Here is a 13,578-nt window from a genome sequence, read left to right as displayed (position 1 = left end):
CGTGGGACGCACCGAACGCCACATTGGGTGCGTGGGACGCACCGAACGCCACATTGGGTGCGTGGGACGCACCGAACGCCACATTGGGGCGCTCGGGCTACGGGCGCAGGGGGCGGCCTTGGGCGTCCAGGCCGCCGTCCTTCAGCAGCATGATGCCGTCGATGATCGGCCAGAGGATGCCGATCCCGGTCACCAGCACCACGAACAGCTGGAGCAGGGCCAGCCCGACCTGGCCGGTGTAGAACCGCCCGACGCCGAACGGCAGCACGATCTGGAGCACCCCGGCCACGGTCTTGGACCGGTAGGAGTAGGGGACCGGCATCGGCGGCGCGTACGGGTCCGGCGGCGGCCCGTACATCGGCAGCTGCATCGTCGGCTGCGCGTACGCCGGCGGCGGCCCGAAGAACCCCGGGTGCGGCTGCGGCAGGTCGCCGAACAGCGGCCGCAGGTCGCCGAGGGTCGTCGCCGCGTAGGCGTCGGTCACCCGCGTCTCGTACTCGTCCGGCGTGATGCGCCCCATGCCGAAGTGGTCGGCGAGCAGCCTCGCCGCCTCTTCCCGCTCGGCCGTGCCGATCCGGAGCTGGTCCGACTCCATGAATCCAAGGTAACCGCGGGAAGCTGAGAACGGGGTTTCTCCCGGGTCACGGTGCCCGCACGGCCTAAGGTGACCGGCGTGGTAGCCGCGGGCAGCACGGACGGCGTGATCGCCGCGTACCTCGACCACCTGGTCGTCGAACGCGGGACCGCGCGCAACACCCTGGACAGCTACGCCCGTGACCTGCGCCGGTACGCCGCGCACCTGGACGGCGGGGGCGTCGCCAAGATCGCCGACGTCACCGCCGCGCACGTGACGTCCTTCGGCGCGGCTCTGCGGGAAGGCGACGGCGAGCACCGGCCGCTGGCCGCGTCGTCGGCCGCGCGGGCGCTGGTCGCCGTGCGGGGGCTGCACAAGTTCGCCCACGCCGAAGGCCTCACCGAGCACAACCCGGCCCGCGAGGTCCGGCCCCCGACACCGGCGAAGCGGTTGCCCAAGGCGCTGCCGGTCGACGACGTCCTGCGGTTGCTCGAGACCCCGCCGCCGGACGGCGAACGCCCGCTGCGCGACCGGGCGCTGCTGGAGGTGCTTTACTCCACCGGCGCCCGGATCTCCGAGGCGGTCGGCCTGGACGTCGACGACGTCGACGACACCGAACGCACCGTCCTGCTCGACGGCAAGGGCGGCAAGCAGCGCATCGTCCCCATCGGCCGCCCCGCGCTCGCCGCGCTGCACGCCTACACCGTCCGGGCCCGGCCCGCGCTCGCCGCCCACGGCCGCGGCACCGCGGCGCTGTTCCTCAACGCCCGCGGCAGCAGGCTTTCGCGCCAGAGCGCGTGGCAGGTCCTCAAGGACACCGCCGAACGGGCGGGCATCACCGCCGTGGTCTCGCCGCACACCCTCCGCCACTCCTTCGCCACGCACCTGCTCGAGGGTGGCGCGGACGTCCGGGTCGTGCAGGAACTGCTCGGCCACGCCTCGGTGACGACGACGCAGGTCTACACGCTGGTCACGGTCAACACCCTGCGCGAGGTGTACGCGACGGCGCACCCCCGGGCACTGGGCTAGACGGCCGTATGGCGGGCTCACAGCCTTCCTACGCTGGACCGACTTCTCGAGTGACATTGCCCCGTCGAGTCCGGCGCGTTGCTTTGCCGGGGCTCCGACTCCGCGCATAGGCTGCGGCGGACGCGACGAACAAGGAGCTTTCCCGCCATGTCGACACCGAACCAGCCGGCCCACCCGGCCGAGTCCGCCGGGTCGGCGGCGGCGAACCTCAACGACGTCAAGATCGCGACCCCGGCGGTCCACGACGGCGACGAACCGCAGGAGCGCAACGGCAAGAAGGTCAAGCTCGAGGGTATCGGGCCGACCGGCCGCCCGATCCGCGAGCACGCCGATCCGGCGCCGCTGGACCACCACGGCCCGGCCAAGATCATGGCGATGTGCAACCAGAAGGGCGGCGTCGGCAAGACGACGTCGACCATCAACCTGGGCGCCGCCCTCGCCGAGTACGGCCGCAAGGTGCTGCTCGTCGACTTCGACCCGCAGGGCGCCCTCGCGGTCGGTCTCGGCATCCAGCCGCACGAACTGGACCAGACCGTCTACAACGCCATCATGGAGCGGTCGGTCAGCGCCACCGACGTGCTGATGAAAACCCGCGTCGACGGCGTTGACCTGCTGCCGAGCAACATCGACCTGTCCGCGGCGGAGGTCCAGCTCGTCGCTGAGGTAGGGCGCGAGCACACGTTGTTACGGGTCCTTCGTCCGGTCATGAACGACTACGACTATGTTCTTGTCGACTGCCAGCCCTCACTCGGCTTGCTCACGGTGAACGCGCTGACCGCCGCGGACGGCGTGATCATCCCGCTCGAGTGCGAGTTCTTCAGTCTCCGAGGTGTAGCGCTCCTGATCGACACGATCGAGAAGGTGCAGGAACGCCTCAACCCCAAACTGGACATAGTCGGGATTCTCGCCACCATGTACGACCCGAGAACCCTGCACTCGAAGGAGGTCATGGCTCGCGTGGTGGAGGCATTCGGCGAGACCGTGTTCGACACGGTCATCAACCGCACCGTGCGGTTCCCCGAGACGACGGTCGCGGGTGAGCCGATCACGACCTGGGCGCCCAAGTCGGCCGGCGCCGCGGCGTACCGCCAGCTGGCCCGCGAGGTGATCGCTCGGTGAGCAGGCGTGCTTCCCTGCCCGGAGCGTCGGAACTCTTCCGCCTCACCTCCAGCCCCGCTCTCGAACTCCCGCCCCAGGCGGCGCCCGCGCCCGCCGAGCCCGCCGACAAGGCCAAGCCCGCGGACAACGGCCGCACCGAGCAGCTCGCTCGCAGCGCGGCCCCGCACGGGTCCGGCCGGACCAAGCACGACGCGAAGATCACCGTGTACGTCTCCGGCGACGAGCTCGTCGCCATGGAGCAGGCCCGGCTGACGCTGCGCGCGAAGCACGACCTGGTCGTCGACCGCGGCCGGCTGGTCCGCGAGGCGGTCGCGGTGCTGCTGGCCGACTTCGACCAGAACGGCGAGGAGTCGGTGCTGGTGCAGCGGCTGCGGGTGGTCGGCTCAGACGGCGGCGAAACCGAGGGCTGATGGACGAGCCGGCACCGGCTCCGGAGGACCAGGTCCCCGAAGAGCACCAGACGGTGCACGGCGGGATGATCCCCGAAGGCGTCAACACCGAGGACCTGAGCACGTCGAAGTTCAAGGTGCGGCTGGCCAACTTCGAGGGGCCGTTCGACCTGCTGCTGCAGCTGATTTCGCAGCACCAGCTCGACGTCACCGAGGTGGCGCTGCACACGGTCACCGACGACTTCATCGCCTACACGCGGGCGCTGGGTGCCGACTGGAACCTCGACGAGACGACGGAGTTCCTGGTCATCGCGGCGACCCTGCTCGACCTCAAGGCGGCGCGGCTGCTGCCGTCGGCCGAGGTGGAGAACGAGGACGACCTCGCCCTGCTCGAAGCCCGTGACCTGCTGTTCGCGCGGATTCTGCAGTATCGCGCGTACAAGCAGGTGGCGGCGCTGTTCGGCGAGCTGGAACAGGGTGCGCTGCGGCGCTACCCGCGGTCGGTGGCGCTGGAGGAGCGGTTCGTCGGGCTGCTGCCCGAAGTGATGCTGGGCGTGACGCCGGAGAAGTTCGCCGACATCGCGGTGGCGGTGTTCCGGCCCAAGCCGCCGCCGACGGTGTCGATCGCCCACATCCACATGGGCCGCATCTCGGTGCGCGAGCACGCGGCGATCCTGCGGGTGATGCTGGCCGAACGCGGCCAGGCGACGTTCGGCGAGCTGGTCGACGACTGCGAGCACACGGTGGAAATCGTGGCGCGCTTCCTGGCGCTGCTGGAGCTCTACCGCGAGGCGACGGTCCAGTTCGAGCAGAGCGAGGCACTGGCCGAGCTGCACGTCCGCTGGACGGGCGGCTCGAAGGAGGAGGCCTCCGCGGCGGCCGAGCTGGACCTCACCGCCGGAGACGAAGAGGAGTACGGGTGAACCCCGAAGACAACGAGCGGCCGGCCGGCGAGGTGCCGGCGCCGGAACCGCCCGCGGGCGAACCGGCCGAGATCGAGGCCCCGGAGCCGCCGGTGGGCGAGCCGGCCGAGGCCGCGGCGGAGCTGGCGCTGGACGAGGCCCTGTCCGGCGAGCCGGTCGACGAGGACGGCTCGCCCGTGGAGCCGCTGGTCGAGGAGGCGCCTCACGGGGAATCCGAGGGGGACCCGGCACTTTCACGTGAAAGTGCCCCGCCCGCGGTGTCCGAAGGTGCCGAGCCCGAGTCCGAGCCCGGTCCGGAGGATCCCGAGTCCGACCTCGTCGCCGCCGGAGACGCCGACTCCCTGCCCGACGTCACCTCCGACGAGACCCTCGAAGCCGCGCTCGAGGCGCTCCTGCTGGTCGTCGACTCGCCCGCCAGTGAGGAATCGCTCGCCGAAACCGTCGGGCAGCCCAAGGCTCGGATCGTCGTCGCCCTGCGCACCATGGCGCAGAAGTTCACCGATCGGGCCAGCGGGATCGACCTGCGGCGCGTCGGCGAAGGGTGGCGGTTCTACACTAGGGACGTCTATGCCCCGTTCGTGGAGAAGCTCCTGCTGGACGGCCAGCGGTCGAAGCTGACCCGGGCCGCGCTGGAGAGCCTCGCCGTGATCGCGTACCGGCAACCGGTGACCCGTGCCAGGGTCGCCGCGGTGCGCGGCGTGAACGTGGACGGCGTGATCCGGACGCTGCTCGCGCGCGGCCTCATCGAAGAGATGGGGACCGACCCCGAGACGACCGGGACGCTGTACGTGACGACCGAGCTGTTCCTGGAGCGACTGGGGCTGTCGTCACTGAACGACCTGCCCGCGATCGCTCCGTTGCTACCCGAAGTGGACACCATCGATGACATCCAGTGAACACCCCGACGGCATCCGCCTGCAGAAGGTGCTGTCGCAGGCCGGGGTCGCCTCCCGCCGGGCGGCGGAGGACCTGATCGCGGCCGGCCGGGTCGAGGTGGACGGCGAGGTCGTCACCGAGCTCGGCCGCCGGGTTCACCCGGACGAGGCGGTCATTCACGTCGACGGCACCCGCGTGAACCTGCGCGACGACCTGATCTACCTCGCCCTGAACAAGCCCAAGGGCGTGCACTCGACGATGTCGGACGACCGCGGCCGCCCGTGCGTCGGCGACTACCTCGCCGGCCGCTACGAGGAGACCCCCGGCGTCGTGCACGTCGGCCGCCTCGACGAGAACACCGAAGGCCTGCTGCTGCTCACCAACGACGGCGACCTCGGGCACCGGCTGATGCACCCGTCCTACCGGGTGCTCAAGACCTACCTCGCCGAGGTCGACGGCCTCGTGCCGCGCGGGCTCGGCAAGGAGCTGCGCAACGGCTGGGAGCTGCCGGACGGCATCGTGAAGGTCGACCAGTTCCGGGTCAAGGACATGCACTCCGGCAAGTCGCTGGTGGAGCTCGTCATCCACGAGGGCAAGAAGCACATCGTGCGCCGCCTGCTCAAGGACGCCGGGCACCCGGTGCTCAAGCTGGTCCGCACGGCGGTCGGCGACGTCCAGCTCGGCAACCAGCGCGTCGGCTCGATCCGGCGGCTGACCAAGGGCGAGGTCGGTGCGCTCTACCGGAACGTCGAACTCTGACCCCCGCTTTTCGGGGGCCAGGTGGCGTAGCCCCCGGTTGTCACAGTCCCGACTTTCCGCCGTGGCGCGCGCCCGCCGTCGCTGCCAGCGTGGAGCCATGCGATCACGTCTGGCAGGCGGAGTTCTCGCGACGATCTTCCTCACCGCGCTCCTCCCCGGGGTGGCGCACGCGGCGCCCACGGCGAGCGAGCCGGTCTACGACTACGCGAAGGCGATCCGCGAGACCGTCTGGGTCGACATCGGCCACGACGGGGACGGTGACGGCAAGTCCGACCGCGTCGCCGCCGACATCGTGCGGCCGGGTGAGGCGACCTCGCGGGTGCCGGTGATCATGGACGCCAGCCCGTACTACTCGTGCTGCGGGCGCGGCAACGAGAGCGAGCTCAAGTCGTACGACAGCGCCGGGAAACCGGTGAAGTTCCCGCTGTTCTACGACAACTACTTCGTGCCGCGCGGGTACGCCGTGGTGCTCGTCGACCTGGCCGGGACGAACCGCTCGGCCGGCTGCGCGGACGTCGGCGGCGCTTCGGACGTCGACTCCGCGCGCAAGGTCGTCGACTGGCTGAACGGGCGCGCCACCGGGTACAGCGCGAAGACCGGCGGCAGCGCGGTGACCGCGGGCTGGAGCACCGGGAACGTCGGCATGATCGGGAAGTCCTACGACGGCACGATCGCCAACGGCGTCGCGGCGACCGGCGTCGCGGGCCTGAAGACGATCGTGCCGATCTCGGCGATCAGCTCCTGGTACGACTACTACCGGTCCGACGGCGCGACCTTCGGCTTCAACCCGGACGGGCTGGCGCAGACGGTCGAAGCCCGCAACAGCGGGCAGGACTGCTCCGCGCAGAACCAGGTCCTCAGGCAGGGCGCGACGGCCAATGGCGACTACGGGCCGCTGTGGGCGGACCGGGACTACGTCACTCACGCGGGGAACGTGCGTGCCAGCGTGCTGCTTTCCCACGGCGTCAACGACCTGAACGTCAAGACGATCCACTTCGGACAGTGGTGGAGCGGGCTGAACGTCGAGAAGAAGATCTGGCTGGCGCAGACCGGGCACGTCGACCCGTTCGACTACCGGCGGGCCGGCTGGGTCGACCTGCTGCACCGGTGGTTCGACCACTACCTGCTCGGCATCGACAACGGCGTCCAGAACGGGCCGATGGCCAGCGTCGAGCGGCAGCCGGACCAGTGGGTGGATCAGAGCGCGTACCCGGCCGCCGGTGCGATGGCCACGACCCTGCGGCCGCACACGGGCGGGACGCTCGGCACCGCGGCGGCGTCGGGGACGGCGTCGTTCACCGACAACCCGAACCTCGGCGAGGACACCTGGGTGACGAATCCGGGCAGCGCGGCGCTGACCTACTCGACCGGGACACTGGCGGCGGACCTGCAGGTGTCCGGGACGTCGAAGATCACGGTCACGGCGACGCCGAGCACGGCGTCGGCCCGGCTGTCGGCGCTGCTCGTGGACCTCGGCCCGGCGACGATCCGCAACTTCGCGGGCAGCGGCGAGGGGATCAAGACCGGCACCACGGAGAACTGCTGGGGCTCGTCGACGTCCGGGGACGACGCTTGCTACCGCGTGGCGTCGGCGGACGTGAAGAAGGTGAACTACACGATCCTCAGCCGCGGCTGGGCCGACCTCGCGAACCACGCTTCCCTGTCGCAGGAACAGACCTTGACTCCGGGCACGGCGTACACGATGACGTTCGACCTGGCGTCCACGGACCACATGGTGCCGAAGGGGCACGCGCTGGCGCTGATCGTCGGCGGCACGGACGGCAGCTTCATCCGCGGGCCGGCCCAGCCGGGACGGGTGACGCTGGACCTGGCGCGCACGTCGGTGTCGATTCCGCTGGCCGGGGTCGTTCCGCCGGCGACCACGCACCCGAGCCTCGACGGCGGTGCGCACGTGCCGTCGGCGGCCCGCCCGGACCTGCGCTGACCCCAGCGCCCCAAGGCGGCCTTGGTTGCGTTGAACGCACCGAAGGCCGCCTTGGGTGCGTCTGACGCACCGAAGGCCACATTGGGGCGCTCGGGACCGGCGCTAGTTCGCCTTGGCGGGAGCCGTGCGAGTCGCCGACTTCCGTTGCAGCGCGCGGGCGATCGGCTCGACGACCCGCGCCGCCGTCGGGCCCAGGATCGCCATCAGCAGCACGTACGCCGTCGCGAGGGCCGCCAGTTCGCCCTCCACCGCGCCCGCCGTCACCGCCAGGCCCGCGATGACGATCGAGAACTCGCCTCTCGCCACCAGCGCCGCTCCGGCGCGGGCCCGGCCCATCTTCCCGATGCCCTGCCGGCGCGCCGCCCACCAGCCGGTGCCGACCTTCGTCAGCGTCGTCACCACCGCCAGCACGATCGCCCAGCCGAGCACCGGCGGGATCGACGCCGGGTTCGTGTTGAGCCCGAACACCACGAAGAACACCGCGGCGAACAGGTCCCGCAGTGGTTCCAGCAGGTGCGTCGCGTTCTCCGCCGTCGAGCCCGAGATCGCGATGCCGAGCAGGAACGCGCCGACCGCGGCCGACACCTGCATCGCCGACGCGAGCCCCGCCACCAGCAATGCCGCGCCGAGCACCTTGAGCAGGAACACCTCGCGGTCCGGGCTGTCGACGGCGGCCGAGACGTACCGGCCGAACTTCAGCGCGATCACCAGCACCACGGTGATCACCAGCAGCGAGATCCCGACGGCCTCCATGCCGCCGAGGAAGCTGACGCCGCCGAGCACCGCGGTGAGGATCGGCAGGTAGAGCGCCATCACGAGGTCTTCGAACACGAGGATCGACAGCACCACCGGCGTCTCGCGGTTGCCGAGCCGGCCGAGGTCGCCGAGGACCTTCGCGACGATCCCGGACGACGAGATGTACGTGACGCCCGCCATCACCATCGCGCCGACCGGGCCCCAGCCCAGCAGCAGCGCGACGGCCGCGCCGGGGGCGGCGTTGAGGAGGATGTCGAGCAGGCCCGCCGTCCACGAGCGGCGCAGCCCGGTGAACAGCTCGGCCGCGGAGTATTCGAGCCCCAGCAGCAGGAGCAGCAGCACGACGCCGATTTCGCTGGCCAGGTGCGTGAAGCCGCCGATGTCGGTCAGCGGGATCAGCCCGCCGGAGCCGAAGCACAGGCCGCCGAGCAGGTAGAGCGGGATGGGGGAGAGGCCGATCTTGCCGGCCAGGCGCCCGAGCGCGCCCAGCACGAAGAAGACCGCCCCCAGCTCGATCAGGGACAGCGCGGTGTGGTCCATCGTGGGCTCAGCCGTACTTGAGGATCTTGGCGGCGGCTTCGAGACCCTCGCTCGTGCCGACCGCGACCAGCAGATCGCCCCCGGTGAGGGTGAAGTCGGGCGTGGGCGAGGGGTGCACCTGCCCCGCCCGCGCGACCGCGACCACCGAGACGCCCGTGCGCGTGCGCATCGCAGTGTCGCCGAGCGTCCGGCCGTCGAACGGGCCGGACGGCTTGATCGGCAGCTGCCGCGTGCTGATCCCCGGCAGGTCCCGGTGCTCCTCGGTGAGCTGGGCGACCAGCTGCGGCGCGCCGAGCAGGTTGGCCAGCGTGCCCGCCTCGTCCGCGGTCAGCGGGATCGAGGCGGCGCAGGCGTCGGCGTCGTCCGTTTTGGAGACGATGAGCTCGGTGTGGCCGTCCCGCTGGGTGACGACGCCGATGCGGCGGCCGGTGCGGGTGCTGAAGTCCTTGCGGACCCCGATGCCGGGCAGGGGGGTTACTTCGACGTTCACCCAACCACCGTAACCCACGTGTCCGATTCGCGACGTTCAGCCGAGCAGCAGGAGCAGGCCCGCGACGACCATCACGGCGGCGGTCAGGCCGTGGACTCCGAAGGCGATGGCCTTCTTACCCCGGTGGCGCAGGACGATCATCATGTCGAAGACGGGCCAGACGGCCGCGACGAGGATGACCCAGCCCAGCGCGTGCGGGTCGCCGTAGACGATCAGGGCCAGCGGGATCAGGCCGGCCCCGATGTCACGGCCGCCCTTGACGTTGAGGAAGCTTTCGGCGTTTTCGGGGACCTCGGTGAAACCGAAGCCCGCGGCGATCTTGGCCGGCGCGAAGAGGTAGTTGAGGCCGACGTAGATGATGCCGAGCGAGACGATCGCGACGAGGATGTAGCCGGTGACGAGCATGGTGTTCCCTCCAGTTTTCTAGCATCGCTAGGATTGCTAGCAACGCTAATCTAGCGGCGCTAGTTTGTCTAGCAGTGCTAGGATGTGACGTATGACCCAGCGACAACGGCGAGTGCGCGACCGGACCGAGCGAGGGCAGCGGATCGTCGCCGCGGCCAGGGAGCTCGCCGAGGCAGAGGGCTGGGACGCGGTCACGACCCGCCGGCTGGCGGCGCTGATCGAGTACAGCCAGCCGGTGCTGTACAGCCACTTCCCGGGCGGCAAGGACGCGATCATGACGGCGGCCGCGCTGGAGGGGTTCGGCGAGCTGGCCTCGGCGCTGGCGGCGGCGCGCGACCGCGGTGTCGCGGGAGTGGCGGGCGCGTACCTGGAGTTCGCCGAGGCGAAGCCGGCGCTGTACGACGCCATGTTCACGCTGGCCTCGGAGCTGCCGTTCGCCCAGGACGACACGCCCGCCGTCATGAAGGAGGCTTTCGACGGGCTGTTCGCCGTGGTCGAACCGGTGGCGGGCGACGAGGACGCCGGAACGCTGACGGAGGTGTTCTGGGGTGCGCTGCACGGCCTGATCACCCTCGACCGCGGGCACCGTCTGTCGCCCGCGCACCGAGCCGGGCGGCTCGAGCTGGTGGTCGCCCGTTTCGGCGCGCGGGGCGACTGAGCCCGGGCGGTCCACGTACCCGGAGGGTCGGCTCGCGTACCTGGAGGGTCGGTTCGCGTACCTGGAGGGTCGGTTCGCGTACCTGGAGGGTCGGTTCGCGTGATTGGGGAGGACGACACGCGTGATGGGGACGACACGGCGGAAGCCGGTCCCGTGCGGGGCGACTGATCTCCCGCGTGGCCCGACCGGCAGAATGGGGGACGGCCCGAACGAGACGAGAACGCGAGGAGAGTGCCGGTGACGGGAGCCCTACGAGGTGTGGTCGCGCTGGACGGCCCGTCGGGGACCGGGAAGACCACCGTCGCGCGCAAGCTCGCCCAGCGCCTCGGCGCCGGCTACCTCGACACCGGCGCCATGTACCGGATGGTCACCCTCGCCGTGCTGCGGGCCGGCGTCGACCCGGCCGACGCGGCCGCCGTCGCCGTGCTGGCGGACAAGACCGACTTCGGCATCGGCACCAGCCCCGACCGGCTCGAGATCCGGCTGGCCGGCGAGGACGTCGCCGCCGACATCCGCGGGCCCGAGGTCACGAAGGCCGTCTCACCCGTCTCGGCCGTGCCGCACGTGCGTGAGCTGCTCGTCGCCCGGCAGCGGCAGATCATCGACGACGTGGTCGGGCACCGCGGCGGGATCGTCGTCGAGGGCCGGGACATCGGCACCGTCGTCGCGCCGGACTCGCCGCTCAAGGTCTACCTGACCGCCTCGGCCGACGTCCGCGCCTCGCGCCGCAGCACCCAGGACACCGCCGCCGGGCGCAAGTCGTCGGTCGCCGACGCCCTGGCCAGCGTCGAGCGCCGCGACCACCTCGACTCCACCCGCACCGCCTCACCGCTGCGCGCGGCCGACGACGCCGTGCACGTCGACACGTCGGAACTGTCGATCGACCAGGTGATCGTCGCCCTCAGTGAGCTCGCCAGCCACCGCGGACTGCTGGCGGGGTGCAACGCAGAGGTAGCTCGATGAAAGCTGACGGGTTGCCGGAAGGCTCCGTCGGCTGGCTCCACGACGCCGGGCGAATCTTCGGCCGGTATCATCTGCGGTCGGCCTTCCGCATTCGCGTGCACGGCCGTGAGCGCATGCCCGCCACCGGGCCGGTGCTCGTGGTCGCGAACCACAGCTCCATGATCGAACCGCAGCTGATCTTCGGAATGCTGCCGCGGCGTTCGGCGTTCCTGGTCAAGGCCGAGCTGTTCAAGGGTGTGGCCGGGAAGTTCCTGGTGGCCATCGGGCAGATCCCGCTCAAGCGCGGCGCGATCGACCGCAAGCCGCTGATGACGGCGGCCGGCGTGCTCAAAGACGGCGGCGTCGTCGGGATCTTCCCCGAAGGCACCCGCGGTGCCGGGGACGTCGGTGCGGCCGAACGCGGCGCGGCCTGGCTGGTCCGGGCCTCCGGCGCGACCGTGCTCCCGGTCGCGACGCGGGGCACGCTCAAGCCGGCGGACGGCAAGCGGCGCTGGCGCCCGCGCGTGGACATCCTCGTGGGGGAGCCGTTCACCCCGAAGGTCGGACCCGGGAAGACCGGGCTCGACCAGGGCACCGAAGAGCTGCGCGGCGAGCTCGCGGCGCTCGTCAAGACTTTGGACGATTGGCGTTCCGAAAACGGATTCGTTACGCCATAAGGGAAATTGGGTTGTAATGGAAGAGTTGGACAGCGTCGGCGAAGTCGACGGCACCTGGTCGGACGAGACCGAGTTCGCCAAGCTCGACGCGCAGATCGAGGCGGCGGAAGCGGCCGAGGAGGCTGCCCTCGCGCAGCCGGTCCTCGCCGTGGTCGGACGGCCGAACGTGGGCAAGTCCACGCTGGTCAACCGCATCATCGGCCGCCGCGAAGCCGTGGTGCAGGACGTGCCGGGCGTCACCCGCGACCGCGTCGCCTACGACGCCTACTGGGGCGGGCGCAAGTTCACCCTGGTCGACACGGGCGGCTGGGAGCCGGACGCGACCGGGCTGCAGGCCTCCGTCGCCGCCCAGGCCGAGCTGGCCATGCAGACCGCGGACGCGATCCTGCTGGTGATCGACGCCTCGGTCGGCGCCACGGCCACCGACGAAGCCGCCTCCAAGGTGCTGCGCCGCTCGAAGAAGCCGGTGCTGCTGGTGGCGAACAAGGTCGACGACGACCGGCTGCTCGCGGACACCGCGTCGCTGTGGTCGCTCGGCCTCGGCGAGCCGCACCCGGTCAGCGCGCTGCACGGCCGCAGCTCCGGCGACCTGCTCGACGCCATCCTCAAGACCCTGCCCGAGGCGCCGCGCGAGGGTGTCGCCGCGACGTCCGGGCCGCGTCGCGTCGCGCTGGTCGGCAAGCCGAACGTGGGCAAGTCGAGCCTGCTGAACAAGCTCTCCGGCGAGGAGCGCTCGGTCGTCGACTCGGTCGCGGGCACCACGGTCGACCCGGTCGACTCGCTGGTCGAGCTGGACGGCGAGACCTGGCGGTTCGTCGACACGGCGGGCCTGCGCAAGCGCGTCAACTTCGCGGCCGGCGCCGAGTACTACGCCTCGCTGCGCACCAAGACGGCGATCGACGCCGCCGAGGTCGCGGTCGTGCTGCTGGACGCGGCCGAGCCGATCTCGGAGCAGGACCTGCGGGTGCTGAGCATGGTCGTCGAGGCCGGGCGCGCGTGCGTGCTGGTGTTCAACAAGTGGGACCTGGTCGACGAGGACCGCCGGCACGCGATGGTCCGCGAGCTGGACCGCGGCCTGGTCCGCGTGCCGTGGGCGGAGAAGGTCAACGTCTCGGCGCTGACCGGCCGTTCGGTGCGCAAGATCGCCCCGGCGCTGCGGACGGCGCTGGCGTCGTGGGACAAGCGCGTGCCGACCGGGCAGCTCAACGCGTGGCTGTCCGACCTGATCGCGGCCACCCCGCCACCGGTCCGCGGCGGCAAGCAGCCGAAGGTGCTGTTCGCGACGCAGGCGGGCATCCGCCCGCCGACGCTGGTGCTGTTCACCACCGGCTTCCTCGAGGCGGGCTACCGCCGGTTCATCGAGCGCAAGTTCCGTGAGCAGTTCGGCTTCGAAGGCAGCCCCGTCCGGGTGAATGTGCGTGTTCGCGAAAAGAAGGCGAAACAGAAGATCGGCGGAAAAGCGGCCCGTCCGGCCAAATCCCGGTGAGCCAGTTGCC

Annotated in this window: 15 protein-coding genes; 11 read left to right on the top strand and 4 right to left on the bottom strand. The window is 71.1% G+C overall.

Features of this window, described 5'->3' with window-relative positions:
* Positions 1-97: 97 nt before the first annotated feature.
* The gene (locus tag AB0M83_RS38735) at positions 98-595 is read right to left on the bottom strand and encodes a DUF1707 domain-containing protein (RefSeq protein ID WP_364525145.1); all 498 of its coding nucleotides are present in this window, start codon (positions 593-595) and stop codon (positions 98-100) included.
* A 105-nt stretch (positions 596-700) separates the two neighbouring features.
* On the opposite strand from AB0M83_RS38735, the gene xerD reads away from it, so the two are divergent.
* The 7 genes from xerD (at position 701) to AB0M83_RS38700 (ending at position 7,614) form a co-directional block, all read left to right on the top strand.
* Entirely contained in the window at positions 701-1,603 is a 903-nt protein-coding gene (gene xerD / locus AB0M83_RS38730; protein WP_364525149.1) for a site-specific tyrosine recombinase XerD, read from the top strand.
* 147 nt (positions 1,604-1,750) lie between these two features.
* Positions 1,751-2,722 carry a ParA family protein gene (locus tag AB0M83_RS38725; RefSeq protein ID WP_364525143.1) on the top strand — a complete coding sequence of 324 codons (972 nt, stop codon included), beginning with the start codon at positions 1,751-1,753 and terminating at the stop codon, positions 2,720-2,722.
* A complete protein-coding gene (locus AB0M83_RS38720; RefSeq protein ID WP_364525141.1) occupies positions 2,719-3,132 on the top strand; it encodes a cobyrinic acid a,c-diamide synthase in 414 nt (137 codons plus the stop codon). Before AB0M83_RS38725 ends, AB0M83_RS38720 begins: the two co-directional genes overlap by 4 nt.
* Positions 3,132-4,034 (top strand): segregation/condensation protein A, encoded by a 903-nt coding sequence (locus tag AB0M83_RS38715; protein ID WP_364525139.1) that lies wholly within the window; start codon positions 3,132-3,134, stop codon positions 4,032-4,034. The genes AB0M83_RS38720 and AB0M83_RS38715 overlap by 1 nt, the downstream gene beginning before the upstream one ends.
* Positions 4,031-4,930, top strand: coding sequence for an SMC-Scp complex subunit ScpB (gene scpB / locus AB0M83_RS38710; RefSeq protein ID WP_364525137.1), 900 nt, complete (start codon positions 4,031-4,033; stop codon positions 4,928-4,930). The genes AB0M83_RS38715 and scpB overlap by 4 nt, the downstream gene beginning before the upstream one ends.
* Positions 4,917-5,669: a pseudouridine synthase gene (locus AB0M83_RS38705; protein WP_364525135.1), complete on the top strand. Its 753-nt coding sequence runs from the start codon at positions 4,917-4,919 to the stop codon at positions 5,667-5,669. The genes scpB and AB0M83_RS38705 overlap by 14 nt, the downstream gene beginning before the upstream one ends.
* Positions 5,670-5,766: 97 nt before the next feature.
* The gene (locus AB0M83_RS38700) at positions 5,767-7,614 is read left to right on the top strand and encodes a Xaa-Pro dipeptidyl-peptidase (protein ID WP_364525133.1); all 1,848 of its coding nucleotides are present in this window, start codon (positions 5,767-5,769) and stop codon (positions 7,612-7,614) included.
* A 102-nt stretch (positions 7,615-7,716) separates the two neighbouring features.
* On the opposite strand, the gene AB0M83_RS38695 is transcribed toward AB0M83_RS38700, so the two are convergent.
* Genes AB0M83_RS38695 through AB0M83_RS38685 form a run of 3 tightly spaced genes read right to left on the bottom strand, consistent with a single transcriptional unit; the run spans position 7,717 to position 9,805 of the window.
* On the bottom strand, positions 7,717-8,910 hold the full coding sequence (locus tag AB0M83_RS38695; protein ID WP_364525131.1) for a cation:proton antiporter: 1,194 nt from the start codon (positions 8,908-8,910) through the stop codon (positions 7,717-7,719).
* Positions 8,911-8,917: 7 nt separating this feature from the next.
* The gene (locus AB0M83_RS38690) at positions 8,918-9,400 is read right to left on the bottom strand and encodes a TrkA C-terminal domain-containing protein (RefSeq protein WP_364525129.1); all 483 of its coding nucleotides are present in this window, start codon (positions 9,398-9,400) and stop codon (positions 8,918-8,920) included.
* Positions 9,401-9,436: 36 nt separating this feature from the next.
* A complete protein-coding gene (locus AB0M83_RS38685; RefSeq protein ID WP_364525127.1) occupies positions 9,437-9,805 on the bottom strand; it encodes a DUF4267 domain-containing protein in 369 nt (122 codons plus the stop codon).
* A gap of 112 nt (positions 9,806-9,917) precedes the next feature.
* Here AB0M83_RS38685 and AB0M83_RS38680 point away from each other — a divergent pair, with 112 nt between their 5' ends.
* The 4 genes from AB0M83_RS38680 (at position 9,918) to der (ending at position 13,568) form a co-directional block, all read left to right on the top strand.
* Positions 9,918-10,463: a TetR-like C-terminal domain-containing protein gene (locus tag AB0M83_RS38680; protein ID WP_364525147.1), complete on the top strand. Its 546-nt coding sequence runs from the start codon at positions 9,918-9,920 to the stop codon at positions 10,461-10,463.
* A 258-nt stretch (positions 10,464-10,721) separates the two neighbouring features.
* A complete protein-coding gene (gene cmk, locus AB0M83_RS38675) occupies positions 10,722-11,426 on the top strand; it encodes a (d)CMP kinase (protein WP_284742753.1) in 705 nt (234 codons plus the stop codon).
* Positions 11,423-12,082 carry a lysophospholipid acyltransferase family protein gene (locus tag AB0M83_RS38670; RefSeq protein ID WP_364525125.1) on the top strand — a complete coding sequence of 220 codons (660 nt, stop codon included), beginning with the start codon at positions 11,423-11,425 and terminating at the stop codon, positions 12,080-12,082. Before cmk ends, AB0M83_RS38670 begins: the two co-directional genes overlap by 4 nt.
* A gap of 16 nt (positions 12,083-12,098) precedes the next feature.
* Complete coding sequence (gene der, locus AB0M83_RS38665) at positions 12,099-13,568, top strand: ribosome biogenesis GTPase Der (protein ID WP_364525123.1); 1,470 nt, start codon at positions 12,099-12,101, stop codon at positions 13,566-13,568.
* Positions 13,569-13,578 lie beyond the last annotated feature (10 nt).

It is taken from the genome of Amycolatopsis sp. NPDC051106, from assembly GCF_040682775.1.
Taxonomy (GTDB): Bacteria; Actinomycetota; Actinomycetes; order Mycobacteriales; family Pseudonocardiaceae; genus Amycolatopsis.
Note: the sequence above shows the minus strand (reverse complement) of the source record. Positions and strands in the feature narration are given on the sequence as shown.

Excerpts from the sequence above, each read along its gene's own strand:
- AB0M83_RS38695 (WP_364525131.1), bottom strand. The coding sequence starts at position 8,910 with ATGGACCACACCGCGCTGTCCCTGATCGAGCTGGGGGCGGTCTTCTTC.
- AB0M83_RS38685 (WP_364525127.1), bottom strand. The coding sequence starts at position 9,805 with ATGCTCGTCACCGGCTACATCCTCGTCGCGATCGTCTCGCTCGGCATC.
- AB0M83_RS38735 (WP_364525145.1), bottom strand. The coding sequence starts at position 595 with ATGGAGTCGGACCAGCTCCGGATCGGCACGGCCGAGCGGGAAGAGGCG.
- AB0M83_RS38700 (WP_364525133.1), top strand. The coding sequence starts at position 5,767 with ATGCGATCACGTCTGGCAGGCGGAGTTCTCGCGACGATCTTCCTCACC.
- AB0M83_RS38715 (WP_364525139.1), top strand. The coding sequence starts at position 3,132 with ATGGACGAGCCGGCACCGGCTCCGGAGGACCAGGTCCCCGAAGAGCAC.
- der (WP_364525123.1), top strand. The coding sequence starts at position 12,099 with ATGGAAGAGTTGGACAGCGTCGGCGAAGTCGACGGCACCTGGTCGGAC.
- AB0M83_RS38725 (WP_364525143.1), top strand. The coding sequence starts at position 1,751 with ATGTCGACACCGAACCAGCCGGCCCACCCGGCCGAGTCCGCCGGGTCG.
- AB0M83_RS38670 (WP_364525125.1), top strand. The coding sequence starts at position 11,423 with ATGAAAGCTGACGGGTTGCCGGAAGGCTCCGTCGGCTGGCTCCACGAC.
- AB0M83_RS38705 (WP_364525135.1), top strand. The coding sequence starts at position 4,917 with ATGACATCCAGTGAACACCCCGACGGCATCCGCCTGCAGAAGGTGCTG.